The sequence below is a fragment of the Streptomyces sp. NPDC127197 genome (genome assembly GCF_042672405.1).
Taxonomy (GTDB): domain Bacteria; phylum Actinomycetota; class Actinomycetes; order Streptomycetales; family Streptomycetaceae; genus Streptomyces; species Streptomyces flavusporus.
Genome location: NZ_JBHXVG010000055.1, coordinates 24,765 through 39,706, shown reverse-complemented (window position 1 = coordinate 39,706; position 14,942 = coordinate 24,765). Strand labels below are relative to the sequence as shown.

Below are 14,942 nucleotides of genomic sequence, written 5' to 3'. Positions count from 1 at the left end.
CCGACATCTCACAAGCCGTTCGCAGCACCAGCGCGTCCCACGGGCCTCGGTCTTGTCCAGAGCTCGAGGCTCGGGATTGGTAAGAGGTCACCGTGAAACGGGCTCGCACCACCAACTCCAACGAGTGAATACGCCGCGGGTGGTGGCGGCCGTGAAGACGACGAACGTCACCGCTCTACCTAGAGGCCTCGCAGGCCGGGGCTTGTATAGGTTGTCCGCCTGGCGTCCACGCGCCCGCCATCACCTCGAGCACTGGGGCCGTGCGCCGCTCTCAGTGAAGGCCTCATCAGCCTGGGTCCAGGAAGGCGTCACAGTCCCGTACTCGAACAGTCCGGCAGTGCTCCAAGAAGCCGCGCCGGTGCCGCTACCAACGAATTAGGGCTTGTAGGGGTCCAGTCGGCTGGGCCGGGGCCGGTTCTCCCGAAGGGTGTCCTGCCAGTTGGCGGCGCGTGCGTAGCGCAGCACGGTGTTGAGCCCCCAGCCCAGATGCCGAGCGATCGCCCGGCGCGAGTAGCCTTGGGCGAGCAGTTCGTGACCAGGGCGTGTGCGGCCTTCTTGCGCTGGGCCCGTCGGCCGTCAGGGTCCGGTCCGACGTGCACCGAGTTGTCGTTCGACGCCTCAACATCCCGCTTTTGCAGAGGGCGTTGGTGTACTCAGGCACTCGCGGTGGGCAGCGACGCAGGTTTCCACGGCCCGGCCGATGCCCTGCCACAGGTGGAATCGGTCGGCGACCTGGGTCGCGGTGGGAGCACCGAGCCGTGCGCCCTCGGCATAGGCGCCCGCTCGGTCCCGGCAGATGATCTCCACACCCCGGGTGGGTGGCCAGCCACACGGCCAGCGGCCCGGAGTCGCGCGTCGGGAGAACGTCGACGACGCGATGGGTTTCTCCGCAGGTCAAGACGGTGGAGTAGGTCTGGCCGCGGCGGGTCGCGAAATCGTCCACGCCCAGCACGCGCGGCGTGCTGGGCTGCGGGTCGGGCAGCCGGGCGCCGGCCCGTCCGGCAAGTGCGAGCCCGAGGCGCTCCAGGACGTGGTTGAGCCGCGTGGTGAAGCGTGCGTACGGGGCGGTCAGCTGCGCGAACGGCTCGGCGAACGTGCGGCGCGGGCAGCTGTCGGTGCCGCAGATGAAACGCCGGGCCGTCAGATGGATCACGACGCTCTGCCCAGCGAGCGGCAGATCCTTCAGTCTGCGCTGGTAGGAGTCGTGCACTCGGCTCGAGGAGCGGCCGCAGTCCGGACATGCTGCACTGGCTGCCCGGCCTCTGGCCGTGACGTCGACCGTGCCGAAGGCGGCGGTCACTGCTTCGACGTCCACGTCGTCGATGCCGTCGAACACGAGCGAGTCCCAGAACGTTGTGTCGGCCTGCATGGTCGGCACCGTCACCGGTCACCGAGCTGACGGAGCGTCATTCCCGGCCGTGAGGCGGGGAGGCGTACGCGGTCTCACACAGAGCTGAGCCCCCCGCAATCGAACACCGGTACGCGGCGATCCGGCGCGACCACCGCAGCGGCATGACGATGCGGGAGACCGAGCGCAAGTACAAGGTCGTGGCGGCCGGTCAGAAAGGCCATGGGGAGCCGCTGAGCAGCGAGAAGAAGGCGCACCGCTCGCCTGCCGGGACAGTGCCGATGGCGTGGTTCCGTGAGCCGGACGCCGTCGGCCGCGCTGCCGTCAGCCGCGCTTGAGAACGCCGGTCAGCCCGGCGACCACGGCTGTGGTCAGTACCCATCCGGCGGCGGTCAGTGCCCAGCCCCAGTACATGGCGGCGCCGTTCGCCACCCAGGCGCGCTGCTGTCCAAGGTCCACGATGGGCAGCAGGACGTCCAGGGTGTAGCCGAGCGCGTCGAAGGGCGGGGGACGGTCGCCGGACGGGGTGATGTGGCCGGGGTGGGCGCGGGCGAAGACGCAGGTGCCGAGCGTAAGCAGGCCCGCGAGCCAGAGGGCGGCCAGCCAGGTGCGATGGCCGTAGCCGACGGTCAGGTACAGGATCCAGTTCGCGATGCGCCGGGCGGGGTGCAGCGTGCCCCGGTGCCGCCACAGCCTGGCGATCTCGACCTGCCGGGCGGCCTCGTCGTCGCCGGCGCGGCGGTAGGCGGCGGCGAGCTGGTCGTAGATCTGGCGGACGTACCCCTCCGAGTGAAGCCGTAGCCAGCGCAGCCGGGCGTGGACGTCGATGTCGTTGTTCGACAGGGTGTCGTAGGTGAAGCCCCGCAGTAGCAGCCTGGGCGTGGTTGGCCAGCTGGTGTGGTCGTCGCTGAGCGTTCCGACGCGTGCGTCGGTGAGGTCGATGCCGCCCTCCGGGCGCTGCCCGGGACGCAGGACCAGGCTGTCCACGCGCGCCCCTTCAAGGTCCAGAGCCAGGCGTTGTGGACTGGTGAGGCGGGCGTCGTCCTTGAGTGATAGGTGCGTGATGCGGGCGCCAACCAGCAGGAGCGTTCCCTCAGCGGTGAAACGGTCCCGGCACCGCATGGCCTCCTCAACGACGAGCCAGTCGCCCACAGGGCGTCACCGCCCGGGTTGACCAGCCCGGCGCTGTCGAGATTGAAGTCACCGCCGATGCGGGCCCGGGGCATGCGGATCCCGCCCAGCGCGGTGAAGCCGTCCCGGCAGAGCATGTCCTGGGCCACGGAGAGGCGTTCGGCCCACAGGGCGCGACCGCCGGGGCTCGTCAGCGTGGCCCCGTCGAAGCTGAGCTCACCGCCGATCCGGGCACCGGACAGCCGTAACTCCCCCTCGGCTGTGAAGCCCCGGCGGCAGTGCAGGTCGCCCTCGGCGCTGAGCCGGACTGCGTACAGCGCCCACCCGCCCGCCCGCGTTGCGCAGTGACGCGCCGTCAAAGCTGATCACTCCGCCGACGCGAGCACCGACGAGCCGTACCTCGCCCTCGGCACTGAAGCCGTCCCGGCAGAGCAGGCTCTGCTCCACGGCGATGCCGTCGGCGTGGAGCGCCGGACGGCCGCCGGTACCGATGAGACGTGCCCCGGACAGATTGAGGGAGCCGCCGACTCCGGCACCGGACAGGCGTATCCCGCCCGCCGCCGAGAATCCGTCGTTGAGCTCCAGACTGCCGGTGGTCCGCAACTGCTCGGCGGTAAGGGCGGCAAGGTGGCAGCCGGGAAGGCGGATCGCAGGGGCGGTGGCCTCGCTGAGGATTACCGGCTCGTCGAAGTGGCAGTCACGCAGCAGCACGGGACACAGCAGGGCGCGCGCCTCCAGGTCGAACGCGCCAGTGATCCGGGCGCCCCGCACCTTGAGTGCCCTGGGCTCCATGTCGGCGGCGCGGCCGGTGCCGGTGAGCATGTCGACCAGCCGTTCAGCGCGCAGGCGCACGCTCCGTACGGAGCGCAAGTCGACCGGCGTGCCCGTCGCCATGGCCTGGAGGACCCGCAGCTCGGATTCGGTCCAGTCATTCATGGTGAGCCTCCCCCCGGCACCGCGGCTGGCATCGAAGCCTGATCGCGCACACGCGCTCATACCAACAGATGATGCCCAGCCGCCGGGGCTGTTGATCCGAACGCGCCGCGTTTCCGAGGCCCCGAGTCGGGACCTCGACTCGTAGCGGGCATGCCATGGCCGAGCGACGGCCCCGTCAGCCACCAAGTTCAGGTACCGACGTCATTTCTCGCGAACATCCACGGGCTCAGAGATCACCAACTGCTCCCCGAACCGGCAGACAAACGCTGCTGCTGAAAGTGAACGAAGCCAGTCGGCCGCCGGCGATGAACGCGGAGCAGATCCGGCACGCCCGCGCGCTACTCACACCACCAGAGAACACGGTCACCTCAATCGCGAAGCTGCTGGGCGTCTCCCGCACGACGCTGTACAAGTACGTGCCCGAGCTGAGGGTTGGCCGCGACGCTCTCGTGTCAGGCGACCGGGGCCTGGCCCTACCTGGACCCCGGTGACCATGTGGCACAACCCTCCGGCCCCTTCCCAGTTACCGGATCAGGGAGCGCAACACGGGGACGCTGGCGCCCCCGCCGGTCAGCCCGACAAGGACGGCTCCGGCCAGCGGGCTGCCGCTGAGGAGCGGTAAGACCTCCGCCACGCAGCCGATGAACAGCGCTGCCAGAAAGCGTGAACGTCTTCGTCACCGTCGGCCTGGAGGATGGTGCCGGCGCCGACGTCGTCGCGGCCCGGTGCAGCGTGGTAGCCGCGGTCTTTGCCCAGGACCGCGTGGCCGGCTGCGACGAGGTTGCTGCCGCTGCAGTAGTCGACAATTGCGTAACTACAGGACATACCAGTAGATTTCTTGCCGTGGCTTCGAGATGTCACTGGCAGACGGGGCAAAGGATGAGCACGGACGACCACGTCGCGGTGACGACCGGGATCGCACGACTGCACGCCTCGCCCGGACTCGCCTGGCCCGGCCGACTCGAGCTGGTCACCAACCACACCGGCGTTCTGCCCGACCTGCGCCCGGCCGCACCCGCGCTGCTTGAGGTCGGCGCGCGGCTGATCGCCCGGTTCGGTCCCGAGCACGGACTGCACAGGAGCAGTCAGGGCGGCGAGAGCGAGGCCGCTCATGCGGATCCCGCCACCGGTCTGCCGGTTCACGACACGCACCGGTGCAGCGGCGAGCACGTCGACAAACTGCTGCTCGACAGAGGTGTCGACGCCCTGGTGTACGACCTGCAGGACATCGGGGCCAGGTTCTACACCTGCGTGTGGACCATCTTCGACCTGATGGTCTCGGCGGCCCGTACGGGCGTACGGTTCGTGGTCGCCGATCGGCCCGATCCCCTCGGTGGACTCGTCAGCAAGGGCCCGCTGCTCGCCCCGACGTGGGCCAGCTTCTTCGGGCGCGCCGCGGTATCCGTCCGGCACGGGCTCACCTGCGGCGAGCTCGCCTGGTATCGCAACGCCGCGGTCGTGTCCCATGTAGCGAGCAGTACAGTCGACTTGACGGTGATCCAGGTCGTCAACCGGCAGCGTGCCATGGACGCGGAGGCAACCGCCCTGCCGTGGGTCGCGCCCTCGCCGAGCATCCCGACGCCCGCTACGGCCACCGTCCACGGGACGTGCCTGTTCGAGGGCAGGAACCTCTCGGAGGGCCGGAGCACCACGCAGCCCTTCGAGATCGTCGGAGCCCCGTACATCGACGCGCGGTTCGCGCCCTCGCTCGCCGAGCTCGACCTGCCGGGTGTGCACTTCCCTGTTCTGTGGTTCGTACCGGCGTTCCACAAACACGCCGGGCGGCTGCTGCGCGGAGTCCAGCTCCATGTCACCGACCGCGAGGTCTTCGCTCCCGTACGTACCGCCGTGGCGATGCTCAATACGCCGCGGCGGCTGTACCCGGACCACTTCGCGTGGCGCGCTGCTGACAGCGGTATGGAGGGCAGCGACCAACGTCCCTTCATCGACCTGCTGTGGGGGGTCCGACCGTTTACGGCGTGCCGTCGACGCGGGCGACGACCCACTGCCGACGCCACCCGGCCGATGGGCCGGCGACGACATGCCGCTATATCCCTGAGATCTGCTGCCGCACCGCGCGACCTGCTGCTGTTCCCCTGACGGAAGCGGACGCTGACGCAGAGCCGACAGCCGCCACGGACACCCTGGGCCGAGCCACCCGCCCCCACCGAGCAGCCGGGCGCGGACCGCCTCATCGCCCCACGCGCCCTCATGAACCGAACCCTGATCGCCGTGGCGCAGCGCATCCCACACCAGACCGCAGCAGCTCTGCAGGCGACGCTCGACACCGTCCCTGACCGGTGTATGGAAGGACAACCCCGCCGATGACCGATCGCACAACGACATCCCGGGCCGACATCCGTGGCTTTCGCGCGGGCGACGGACCGCAGGTGGTGGAGGTGTGGCGGCGCAGTGCGCCGGCCGACCCCGTCACTGCGGACCGCTTCCGCTCCCTGGTGCTGCTCGACGCCAACTTCGATCCGGAGGGTCTTCGGGTTGCCGTCGAGGGGGACCGTGTCGTCGGTGCGGCCTACGCGGTGCGCCGTCTGACGCCGATGACCGGCACCGACCTGGAGCCGGAGCAGGGCTGGATCCCGTTCTTCTTCGTCGACCCGGCCGCCCGCAGGCGCGGCCTCGGCCGCCGGCTGCTGGCCGACGCCCTCGACTGGCTGCACCGCCACGGCCGCACCCGGGTGGACTTCTCTTCGTACACCCCGAACTACGTCCTGCCCGGCCTGGACGCCGAGACGTACCCGGAAGCGGCCCTGCTCCTTCGGTCCCTGGGCTTTCGCACGCTGTACGAGGCGGAGGCGATGGACCGTGGCCTGGTGGGCTATCGCTTCCCGGAGGACGTCGCGCGCCGCGTGGAGGAACTGACGGCGCAGGGCTACCGGTTCGCCACCCCGTCCGACGACGACCTGGTGGATCTGTTCGCGCTCGCCGGGAGCCACTTCGGTCCGGACTGGGCGTGTACGATCCGGGCGTGTCTGGCCGCGGGCACACCGCTCGACCGGATCGTCGTCGTCCGGGACCCTTCGGGCCGCATGGTCGGCTGGGCGATGCACGGGGCGTTCGACGCGGTGGACGAGCGGTTCGGCCCGATCGGCGTGCTGGAGGAGATGCGCGGCATCGGACTCGGCGAGGTCCTCCTGCACCTGGTCCTGGAGAGGATGCGGGCGCGCCGCGCGCACTCCGCGTGGTTCCTGTGGACCGGCGCGCAGTCCCCGGCAGGCCACATGTACCGCAAGACCGGCTTCACCACGACCCGGGTGTTCCGCGTGATGCGCCGGGAGGTTGCTGGATGACGCCGGCACGCCGCACCAGCGGCCTGAGCCGCCGCCACTTCGCGCTTGCGCTCCCCTCGGCGCTGCTCGCCTCCGGATGCGCATCGCACCAGGGCACCGGGCGGCCCGGGGATCCGATCGTCCTCACGCTGCTCTCCCACTACGCGAGCGGGGTGCTCAAGGAGGCCCTACAGGGCCCGGTCGACGAGTGGAACGCCAGCCACGACCGGGTCAAGGTGCAGACCAAGGCCGTCGAGTTCACGGACCTGCTGACCACGTTCATGGTCCGGCAGGCCGCAGGCCTGGGCGCCGACATCCTCCACCCGTACTGCTTGTGGAACGGCCAGCTGGTCCAGGCCGGCGTCCTGCGGCCCGCTCCGTGGGAGCACGCCGAGGAGATCACACGCGGCTACAGCGAAGCTGCGGTCGACGCCGCCTCGGTGGGCGGCCAGGTCTACGGCTACCCCACCGAGGTGCAGACGTACGCCCTCTACTACAACAAGCGGCTGCTGCGCGAAGCCGGCATCGACGGCCCGCCACGCACCTGGCGGGAGCTGGAGGAGACCGCCTACCGCACCGCCCGGCGGGACCGGTACGGCAACACACTGGTCCAGGGCTTCGGGCTGTCGACCGTTGACGACTCCACCACCGTCGGCCAGACACTTGCCCTGCTCAACGCCGCCGGCGGCCGGTTCGTCTCCGAGGACGGCAGGAGCACCGCCATCGACTCGCCGGCCGGACGGGCCGTGTTCGATCTGGAGCACCGCCTCGTCGTCAGAGGTGCGAGCGCCCCCGGTGTCAACGTCTACAAGGCGTTCCGGTCCGGGCAGGTGGCCATGGTGGTCAGCGCCGGCTGGTGGACCGGGAGCCTGAAGACCCTGATGGGAAAGGACTACCGCGACGTCGGCGTCGCGCCGCTGCCCCTTCCCGAGGCGGACGGCAAGCGCGCCACGCTCTCCACCGGCTTCATGCTGGGGGTCAACGCGGCCAGCAAGCACCCACGCGCGGCCTGGGAGTTCCTGCGCTGGCTCAACACCGAGAAAGTGAACGTCAGAAGCGCCAAGGAGGGTGGGAAAGCGACCCGGATGAGCTCCCTACAGCTGTCGGTCGGCTCCCTGACCGGCCGCGCCGATGACATGCGCAGGCTCCTGGGCGCGCACAGCGATGCAAACCTGCGCCCCTTCCTGGGCGCGCTGGCGTACTCGGTGCCGGAGCCGAACGTGCCCGGCGCACAACAGGCCAAATCGCTGCTGCGCAAGAACATCGAGGCGCTGTGGACCGGTCAGCAGTCGGTCGACCAGGCACTGCGCACCACCCGCCGTCAGGTCGATCGAGTGGTGTCGCGCTCATGGTGAACGCGCTGACTCCGGCGACGACCGAGCGGGCGGCGCCCAGCACGCGCTCCGCCGGGCCCGCCGTCGACGGCCGCGCCCGGGCCCGGCGCCGCCAGGCCGTCGTCGCCTATCTCTTCCTCGCGCCGACGTTGCTGTTCTTCGCCGTCTTCCTGATCCTGCCGCTCGGCTTCGCGCTGCTGCTGTCGATGTCCCGCTGGGCCGGGTTCGACCTCGGCGGCATCCAACCGGTCGGAACGGACAACTTCACGGGCCTCTTCGCGGACGGATCGACGTTCCTGGTGCCGATCCTCACCAACACGCTGCTGTTCGCCCTGGGCACCGTGGCCCTCGCGCTCGCCGGCTCCGTGGTCGTCGCCACCTGCATCGACAACCTGCGGTTCCAGGGTCTGTGGCGCACCCTGTACTTCCTGCCGATCGTGACGACCGTCGTCGCCGTCGGCAACGTGTGGAAGTACATGTACGAGCCGGGCGGCCTCGTCAACGGCGTCCTCAACGCCCTCGGGCTCGGCTCGGTGGCCTTCCTCCAGGACGCCGACACCGCGCTGCCCTCCGTCGTGGTCGTCCAGGCCTGGGCCTCGGTCGGCTCGGCGATCCTCGTCCTGACCGCCGGGCTGAAGTCCATTCCCGAGTCGTACTACGAGGCCGCAGCGCTCGACGGCGCCGGGCCGGTCACCGTCTTCTGGAAGATCACACTGCCGCTGCTGCGGCCGTCCCTGCTGCTCGTGTGCATCACCCAGTTCATCAGCGGCCTGCAGTCGTTCGCGCTGATCATCGTGATGACCAAGGGCGGGCCGGGTGACGCGACCAACGTGGCTGCCCTGGAGATGTACCGGCAGGCCTTCTCGTACGGCCAGTGGGGCCCTGCGAGCGCCGCCGCCTTCGTGCTGTTCGTGGTGGTCCTCGTGGTCACCCTGGCGCAGTTGTGGCTCTTCCGGCGCAAGGGGGAGGACGCATGATCCGCCGCCGTTTCCCGTGGTTGTCGTATCTGGTGGTCGTGACCGGCGCCGTGCTCACGGTGGTGCCGTTCCTCGACATGGTGATGACGTCGTTCAAGGGGGCCGGTGAGGCCGGCACGCTGCCGTACCGGTTCCTGCCCAAGGCGTTCGACCTGTCGAACTACCGGGCGGCGATCGACCAGCTCGATCTGCCGGTGCTCTTCCGCAACAGCGTCATCGCAACCGCAGTGATCACCGGATCGGTGCTGCTGACGTCGTCGCTCGCCGGCTACGCGCTCGCCAAACTCCGCTTCCCCGGCCGAAACTTGATCTTCCGGCTCGTGCTGTCGACGATGATGTTCCCCCCGTTCCTCTTCTTCATCCCGCACTTCCTGATCCTGGTGCACTGGCCACTTGCGGGCGGCAACGACCTGTTCGGGCGTGGGGGCGCGGGCCTGACCGTCAGCATCGCGGCGCTCGCCATGCCGTTCCTCGTCAACGGCTTCGGAATCTTCCTGATGCGCCAGTTCATGGTCTCGATCCCGGACGAGGTCCTGGAGGCCGCGCGCATCGACGGTGCCGGCGAGTTCGCCGTGTGGTGGCGGATCGTCGTGCCGCAGACCAGGCCGGTCGTGCTGACGCTCGGTCTGCTGACCTTCGTCCAGGCGTGGAACGAGTACATCTGGGCGCTGCTCATCTCGACCGCCAACCCGGACGTGATGACCCTGCCCGTCGGCATCCAGCTCCTGCAGGACTACGTGGACCCGACCCGCACGATGCCGATCGTCATGGCCGGTCTCGTCCTGAGCATCCTGCCGGTCCTGATCCTCTTCCTGCTGCTGCAGAAGTACTACATCCGCGGCGTGATGCTCAGCGGCCTCAAGTGAGAAGCTCCGGCACGCGCCCGACGTCACCTTCGCGGCCGTGAACGGCCGAGCTTGTGCACTCGGTCGTTCACACCTCGTCGCGCTCCCGACTGCCCCCCACGACAGGACGGTCACGGGTCGCATCCACCCAGCCCCCTGCAGCGTCAGGGGGAGGGTGCGGGTGTGGTGACGAACACCCACGCCGAGCGTGCGCGGTCGCGCACGTTGACCCCGGCGACGACGTCGGACGGGCCAGCGAGCCCGCACCGACGACACTGGAAATGGTTCCGGTCGGGCCGGTTGGCCCGTTCGGTGTGCCCGCAGCGCGGACAGCGCTGCGAGGTGTGGGCCGCGTCCACCTCCAGGAACGGCACCCCGGCCCGCCTGGCTTTGTAGGCGAGGTGCTGTCCGAGCTGGTGGAAGGGCCAGGAGGAGAGGGTGGCCCGCTGGTCGCGGCGAAGCCGTGCCCGCTCGCGGATCCCGCCGAGCTCTTCGACGGCGATGCCGCGACCGGTGCGTGGGGCGACGGACACGATCTCCTTGCTGATCCGGTGGTTGATGTGCGTTGCGTGCCGCCGCTCCTGCTGCGCCCGGCGGGCGAGGCGGCGGGTGGCCGAGCGGGTGCGCCTGGCCTGGAGCTCGGCGCGTTTGCGGGCCTGCCAGCGCCGGTAGCGCGACAGCCGCCGCCCCTGGTGGTTGGTGCCGTCGGACGTGGTGGCCAGGTTCACGATGCCCCGGTCCACCCCGATGAAGTCAGCCGGCTCGTACACCTCCGGATCGGGGGTGTCGCAGGTGGCGACCAGGAACCACTTTCCGCCGTGCTCGATGAGGTCGCTCTCGCCCTTGCGGTACTGCACGAGTGTCTTGAGCTGGTCGGATGAGCAGGCGAACCGGATTCCTTTCATCCGCCCGTCCACGGTCCAGATGGAGACGGTGCGCGCGTCGTACTGCCAGGACAGGCAGCGGTCGTCGAACGGCTGGGCCGCCTGCGGACGGAAGACGATCGGGGTGCCGACCGCTCTGCGGTACCGCTTGGAGGTGGGCGGTCCCAGGTTCCCGGCCCGCAGACTGGCTTTGAGGGCCGCGTAGGCGTCGACGACCTTCTTCACCGCCCGCACCGCCGGCTGCGCGGACAACCCGAAGGTCACCTTCAGGTCCGCGTACACCTCCTACTGGAGAGCGTTGCGGTCCTTCAGATCCCTGGCGAAGGCGACGGCGGATGCGTGGGTGGCGGCCCGGTTGCAGGCGCGCAGGGTCGCCTCAAGCGCCGACGCCTGCCCGGGCGTCGGCAGCAGCTTCACCTGCACCACCAACTTCACGACATCGGACCGTAGTACGACCACCGCACACGTGACCGCCGTTCGTCCGGCGATCACCCCGACCGGTGACCGGCGGGACGGTTGTTGACCTTTCCCGGCTCCCGCCGGGCAGCCGCACGCACGCTCCGCGCCCGGCACACAGCAGACGCGGCGACGCTCCGCGTCGCGACCTCATGAGGCGATTCCTCCCGCGTCGCGCGGGCTGGAGAAGTGCGGCAGAGCCGACTCCGCTGGGGCCCTCGGTGGCGTCCCGCCCCGCTCCTTGCCGTCGGCACTGGCTTGGACGATCCGGCCGTCAGCGTCGCGCCGGACGTGCACCCTTGCGCTCGTGCCTGGTCCTGGTCAGGGCGCGGAAAGCGAGCTGTTCGACGAGTCGTTCATCATGCGAGTGCGGGCCCTGGAGCACGGCTACCGAGGGACGGAAGCCGGCGGAGACGACCATGTCGTCCGGGTTCTCGTCAGACCCGATGAAGACTGGCACGGTGATCCGGCCGACCTTCGTCGCGCCCTCCGGGTTCGGCCGCAGTGCCCGGCCGATGCTCTCGACGATCCCACCCGTGCGCCGCGACTGTCGGCGAAGCACACGATCTGCCCGCCCCGCTCGCCGACGATGTCCACGCCTCGTCGGCAACCAGCAGCGGGGCGGGGAAGGCGCGGTGCACACGCCGGCACATCGCGTCGATGCGCTTTGGTCAACTGGCACAGCACCTCGTGCCGCTCGGTGACGTGCCAGTGGTCCGAGGTGGGCCTGGCGCCGCTGCATGCGCCACCATCAGCCTCTCGGCTTCGTTCACACGGAAGGGCCGTTTGCGGGGGAAGCCGGTGCCACCGAGCGGGGAGACCGATCTGTGATGCGGCATCGTCAGCGGGACGGAACGGTGACGGCCCGGGCGTTCCATCCAGAGACACGTACGCGTGGGGTGCGGTTCGGATCGACTGTCCGATGGGAGGCCACCAGAGTTGCTGATTCGCCCGGCCACAGGCTGATCTGATTGTCGTTCCAGTGGACAGGCAGCGTGGGAATCTTCCCGTCCGCGGAGACCAGGTCGACGTCGGTGAGCAGCACGGGGGCGTTCGTGGTGCCCGGGTGGCGGAGGGTCACGGTCGTCGTCGATGTGCCGGCCCTGGTGACCTTCGTTGTGGCTGTCACGTCCAAGGTGATCTGCGGCATCGAGCTCAGTCCCGTCAGGTCGGCGTAGGAGGTGGTGGGGGTGTAGTACCAGTCGGTTTTGGCGTAGTCGAGGACGTCGTTGCGGGTGGAGAGCCAGTAGACGTTGCGGCTCAGTTCCCGGCCGACGGTGTCGGTGAGCTGCAGCCGGGCCAGGTAGGTCCTTGCCAGGCCCGGGACCTTGGCGGGGAGGGTCAGCGAGGTGGTGGTCACGCCGCGGGCTTCGACGTCGACACCGGTCACCGTGCGGTCGTACTTCTTGGTCCCGTCGGTGTTGAAGAGCGTGACCCGGGCCTTCAGCCCCGAGGCGGCGGTTGTGCGGTTGTTGACGATGCTCACCGTGCGGTGGTCGTAGCCGTACTGGATGTGAAGGGGTTCGTTGGCCTTCTTCGCGCCGAAGTAGGCCCCGTTCTGGTCGAGATAGCGGTCGATGAGCTGCCAGTGGAGGGAGGTCCAGCCACTGTTGAGCATCCAGTAGATGACGCCGGTCGCGGGCCGGGTGTTGTCCTTGGCATTGCGGGAGTACGCCTCGAACTGCGCCCGGACGTTCTCGTACTGGGCGAGCTGGGCCTTGCGCACGTAGTCGCCCAGATCGGTCGGGCGTCCGTATCGGCCGGCGAGCGCGGCGTTGTACAGCTTGAGTGTCGAGAATGTGGGTGAGGGAGAGCGGTGGTACTGGGGAGCGGAGGGTTGCTTCCAGAGGGTCTCCAGCTCGGCCGGGGTCAGCATCCGCCGCAGTGTGTCGAGGGTGGGAATGCTCGGACCGGCGCTGGTCTCGGAGTTGAAGCCGGTGGCTCCTCCCTCGCGTTTGTCGTACCAGTAGCCGGGCGGCACCCAGTCGTAGGGGCCGGTCATCCGCATCCCGGAGCGGCCGGTGACGGGTGTCGACTTCCCGGAGGCGGAAGGGATCACGGGCACCTTCCAGTCGGCCGCCCGCAGCGCTTTGAGGTATCCCGACTCGATCTTGGCGTTGGGCGCTGCGTCGCTGCCGATCAGGAACGAGATCACGCTGGGGTGGTGGCGCAGCCGGGCCGCCTCGGCGGCCATCGACGCCTGGGCGATCGCGTGGTCGGCGGCGTCCCACTTCTCCCCGGACTCCGCGGGGTTGACCTCCCCTTCCCACTTGTTGCAGCACTCCCAGCCGGCGATCGTGAGGATTCCGTACCGGTCGGCGAGGTCGAAGAACTCGTCGGGCTCGAGATGGCCTTCCAGACGCAGCGTGTTCAGGCCCAGGTCGCGGACGTACTGCATGCGGTGCTCGGCGTAGGCGGGGTCCCAGCGCAGGAACTCGTCGGGGGACCAGCCCGCGCCCTTGATCAGCAGCGGACGGCCGTTGATCCGGTACTGACGCGCGCCGTCGGCATTGATCGGCGCCTGCACGTCGCGGATGCCGAAGGCGGTGTGTGCGGTGTCGGAGATGACCCCGTCGACCGTCACCTTCAGGTCGAGGTCGTACAGGGGCTGCCCGCCCATCCCGGCGGGCCACCATACGCGTGGCGAAGGCACATGGAGTCGGGGGTGGTCGGCCGGGGAGAAGACCACGGTTCGGCTCTCCCCGGGCGCCAGCGTCACCCGTCGGCTGAGGGCTGCGGGCCCGGCCGTGCCGGAGAGGAGCGCCGTGACGGTGTCGGGTGAGTCGTTGCGCAGGCGGGCCTTGACGGTCAGGTCGGCGGAGGCCAGCGACGGCACGGCCAGGTCGGTGACGACGTGGGCGTCACGGAGGACCACCGGGCCGCCGCGGCGGACGACGACGTCACGGACGATGCCCATGTTCCGGTCCGGTGGCGGCTGCAGCCAGTCGAGCCAGCCCACGGTGAGGTGCTTGCGCGGGTCGTTGGGCTGGACCCGGAAGGCGACCGTGTTGGTGCCCGGCCTGATCAGAGCAGTGATGTCCAGCTCGTGTCGGGTGTAGGTGCCGGCGACCTTGCTCGCCGTCGAGATCTGACGGCCGTTGACGAAGACGTCGGCGGCAGAGGTTACCCCGCTGAAGTCAAGATACGTACGACCTACCCGGCTGTCGTCGACCGAGAAATCGGACCGGTACCACCACGGGACCGTGAAGTCGGCGGCAGGGATCAGCTTCTGGTTGGTGGAGTGGAACGGGTCGGGGTGGACGCCGGCCGCCAGCAGGGCGGCGAGAACGGTGGAGCGAGGGCCGGCCTGGTACCAGCCCTTCGTCGGATAGCCGGGGCTGGACACCTCGGCCGCCGGGTCCGTCACCAGGGCGGTCGACTGGATCATGAACCCGGCCAGAGCCGTGCCGGAGTCATGGCCGGCGGTGATCACGGCGGCAGCCGGCGGACCGATCGCCGCCTGACCGGTAAAGCCGCCTGGGGTGAGGGCGGGGGCCAGGAGGACAAGCAGGCCGAGGAGAGCGGCGACGACGGACCGGCCGGGTACCCGAGCCCGGCGGTGCGACGGACCACGGGCCGGAATGGACGGGAACGGGTAACCAGGGCGGCACGGCGACACCCTGCCCAGCAGTTGAGGCATGCCATTCAGCATGGTGCCGAAGCCTTGACAGCCGACGCTCCACATGCCGCGCGTCGCCCGATCGCAGCAACCGGGAGCGCGGGGAGGAGTAATTCCGAGGTCCTCAG

At 69.7% G+C, this 14,942-nt stretch carries 15 protein-coding genes and 1 pseudogene; 7 read left to right on the top strand and 9 right to left on the bottom strand.

Going from position 1 to position 14,942, the window contains the following annotated elements; genetic code table 11:
• Positions 1-375 precede the first annotated feature (375 nt).
• From ACFVJQ_RS41370 to ACFVJQ_RS41360, 3 genes and pseudogenes are all read right to left on the bottom strand, one after another.
• On the bottom strand, positions 376-486 hold the full coding sequence (locus ACFVJQ_RS41370) for a hypothetical protein (protein ID WP_385790919.1): 111 nt from the start codon (positions 484-486) through the stop codon (positions 376-378).
• A 132-nt stretch (positions 487-618) separates the two neighbouring features.
• On the bottom strand, positions 619-807 hold the full coding sequence (locus ACFVJQ_RS41365) for a transposase (protein WP_385790918.1): 189 nt from the start codon (positions 805-807) through the stop codon (positions 619-621).
• Positions 808-1,180: 373 nt separating this feature from the next.
• Positions 1,181-1,369: pseudogene (locus tag ACFVJQ_RS41360) on the bottom strand (ISL3 family transposase); the annotation flags it as partial.
• 143 nt (positions 1,370-1,512) lie between these two features.
• Between ACFVJQ_RS41360 and ACFVJQ_RS41355 the strand changes: the two are divergent.
• A complete protein-coding gene (locus ACFVJQ_RS41355; RefSeq protein WP_385515108.1) occupies positions 1,513-1,686 on the top strand; it encodes a hypothetical protein in 174 nt (57 codons plus the stop codon).
• Here ACFVJQ_RS41355 and ACFVJQ_RS41350 read toward each other — a convergent pair.
• Positions 1,673-2,335 carry a hypothetical protein gene (locus ACFVJQ_RS41350; protein WP_385790917.1) on the bottom strand — a complete coding sequence of 221 codons (663 nt, stop codon included), beginning with the start codon at positions 2,333-2,335 and terminating at the stop codon, positions 1,673-1,675. The two genes, ACFVJQ_RS41355 and ACFVJQ_RS41350, sit on opposite strands and share 14 nt — an antisense overlap.
• A 360-nt stretch (positions 2,336-2,695) precedes the next feature.
• Positions 2,696-3,415 (bottom strand): hypothetical protein, encoded by a 720-nt coding sequence (locus tag ACFVJQ_RS41345; RefSeq protein ID WP_385790916.1) that lies wholly within the window; start codon positions 3,413-3,415, stop codon positions 2,696-2,698.
• A 155-nt stretch (positions 3,416-3,570) separates the two neighbouring features.
• Between ACFVJQ_RS41345 and ACFVJQ_RS41340 the strand changes: the two genes are divergently transcribed.
• From ACFVJQ_RS41340 to ACFVJQ_RS41315, 6 genes are all read left to right on the top strand, one after another.
• Positions 3,571-3,906: a helix-turn-helix domain-containing protein gene (locus tag ACFVJQ_RS41340; RefSeq protein WP_385515106.1), complete on the top strand. Its 336-nt coding sequence runs from the start codon at positions 3,571-3,573 to the stop codon at positions 3,904-3,906.
• A 388-nt stretch (positions 3,907-4,294) separates the two neighbouring features.
• Complete coding sequence (locus tag ACFVJQ_RS41335) at positions 4,295-5,515, top strand: exo-beta-N-acetylmuramidase NamZ domain-containing protein (RefSeq protein WP_385790915.1); 1,221 nt, start codon at positions 4,295-4,297, stop codon at positions 5,513-5,515.
• A gap of 224 nt (positions 5,516-5,739) precedes the next feature.
• Entirely contained in the window at positions 5,740-6,720 is a 981-nt protein-coding gene (locus ACFVJQ_RS41330; protein WP_385515104.1) for a GNAT family N-acetyltransferase, read from the top strand.
• Positions 6,717-8,054, top strand: a complete 1,338-nt coding sequence (locus tag ACFVJQ_RS41325) for an ABC transporter substrate-binding protein (protein WP_385515103.1) — start codon at positions 6,717-6,719, stop codon at positions 8,052-8,054. The genes ACFVJQ_RS41330 and ACFVJQ_RS41325 overlap by 4 nt, the downstream gene beginning before the upstream one ends.
• Entirely contained in the window at positions 8,048-9,010 is a 963-nt protein-coding gene (locus ACFVJQ_RS41320) for a carbohydrate ABC transporter permease (RefSeq protein WP_385515102.1), read from the top strand. The genes ACFVJQ_RS41325 and ACFVJQ_RS41320 overlap by 7 nt, the downstream gene beginning before the upstream one ends.
• Complete coding sequence (locus tag ACFVJQ_RS41315; protein ID WP_385515101.1) at positions 9,007-9,876, top strand: carbohydrate ABC transporter permease; 870 nt, start codon at positions 9,007-9,009, stop codon at positions 9,874-9,876. The genes ACFVJQ_RS41320 and ACFVJQ_RS41315 overlap by 4 nt, the downstream gene beginning before the upstream one ends.
• Before the next feature lie 143 nt (positions 9,877-10,019).
• Here ACFVJQ_RS41315 and ACFVJQ_RS41310 read toward each other — a convergent pair whose 3' ends face one another.
• The 4 genes from ACFVJQ_RS41310 to ACFVJQ_RS41295 form a co-directional block, all read right to left on the bottom strand.
• Positions 10,020-11,021: an RNA-guided endonuclease InsQ/TnpB family protein gene (locus ACFVJQ_RS41310; RefSeq protein WP_385790914.1), complete on the bottom strand. Its 1,002-nt coding sequence runs from the start codon at positions 11,019-11,021 to the stop codon at positions 10,020-10,022.
• Between the two features lie 3 nt (positions 11,022-11,024).
• Positions 11,025-11,174 carry a hypothetical protein gene (locus tag ACFVJQ_RS41305; RefSeq protein ID WP_385790913.1) on the bottom strand — a complete coding sequence of 50 codons (150 nt, stop codon included), beginning with the start codon at positions 11,172-11,174 and terminating at the stop codon, positions 11,025-11,027.
• Positions 11,175-11,469: 295 nt separating this feature from the next.
• Complete coding sequence (locus tag ACFVJQ_RS41300) at positions 11,470-11,757, bottom strand: hypothetical protein (RefSeq protein WP_385790912.1); 288 nt, start codon at positions 11,755-11,757, stop codon at positions 11,470-11,472.
• Between the two features lie 279 nt (positions 11,758-12,036).
• Entirely contained in the window at positions 12,037-14,835 is a 2,799-nt protein-coding gene (locus ACFVJQ_RS41295) for a sugar-binding domain-containing protein (RefSeq protein WP_385790911.1), read from the bottom strand.
• Between the last annotated feature and the right edge of the window lie 107 nt (positions 14,836-14,942).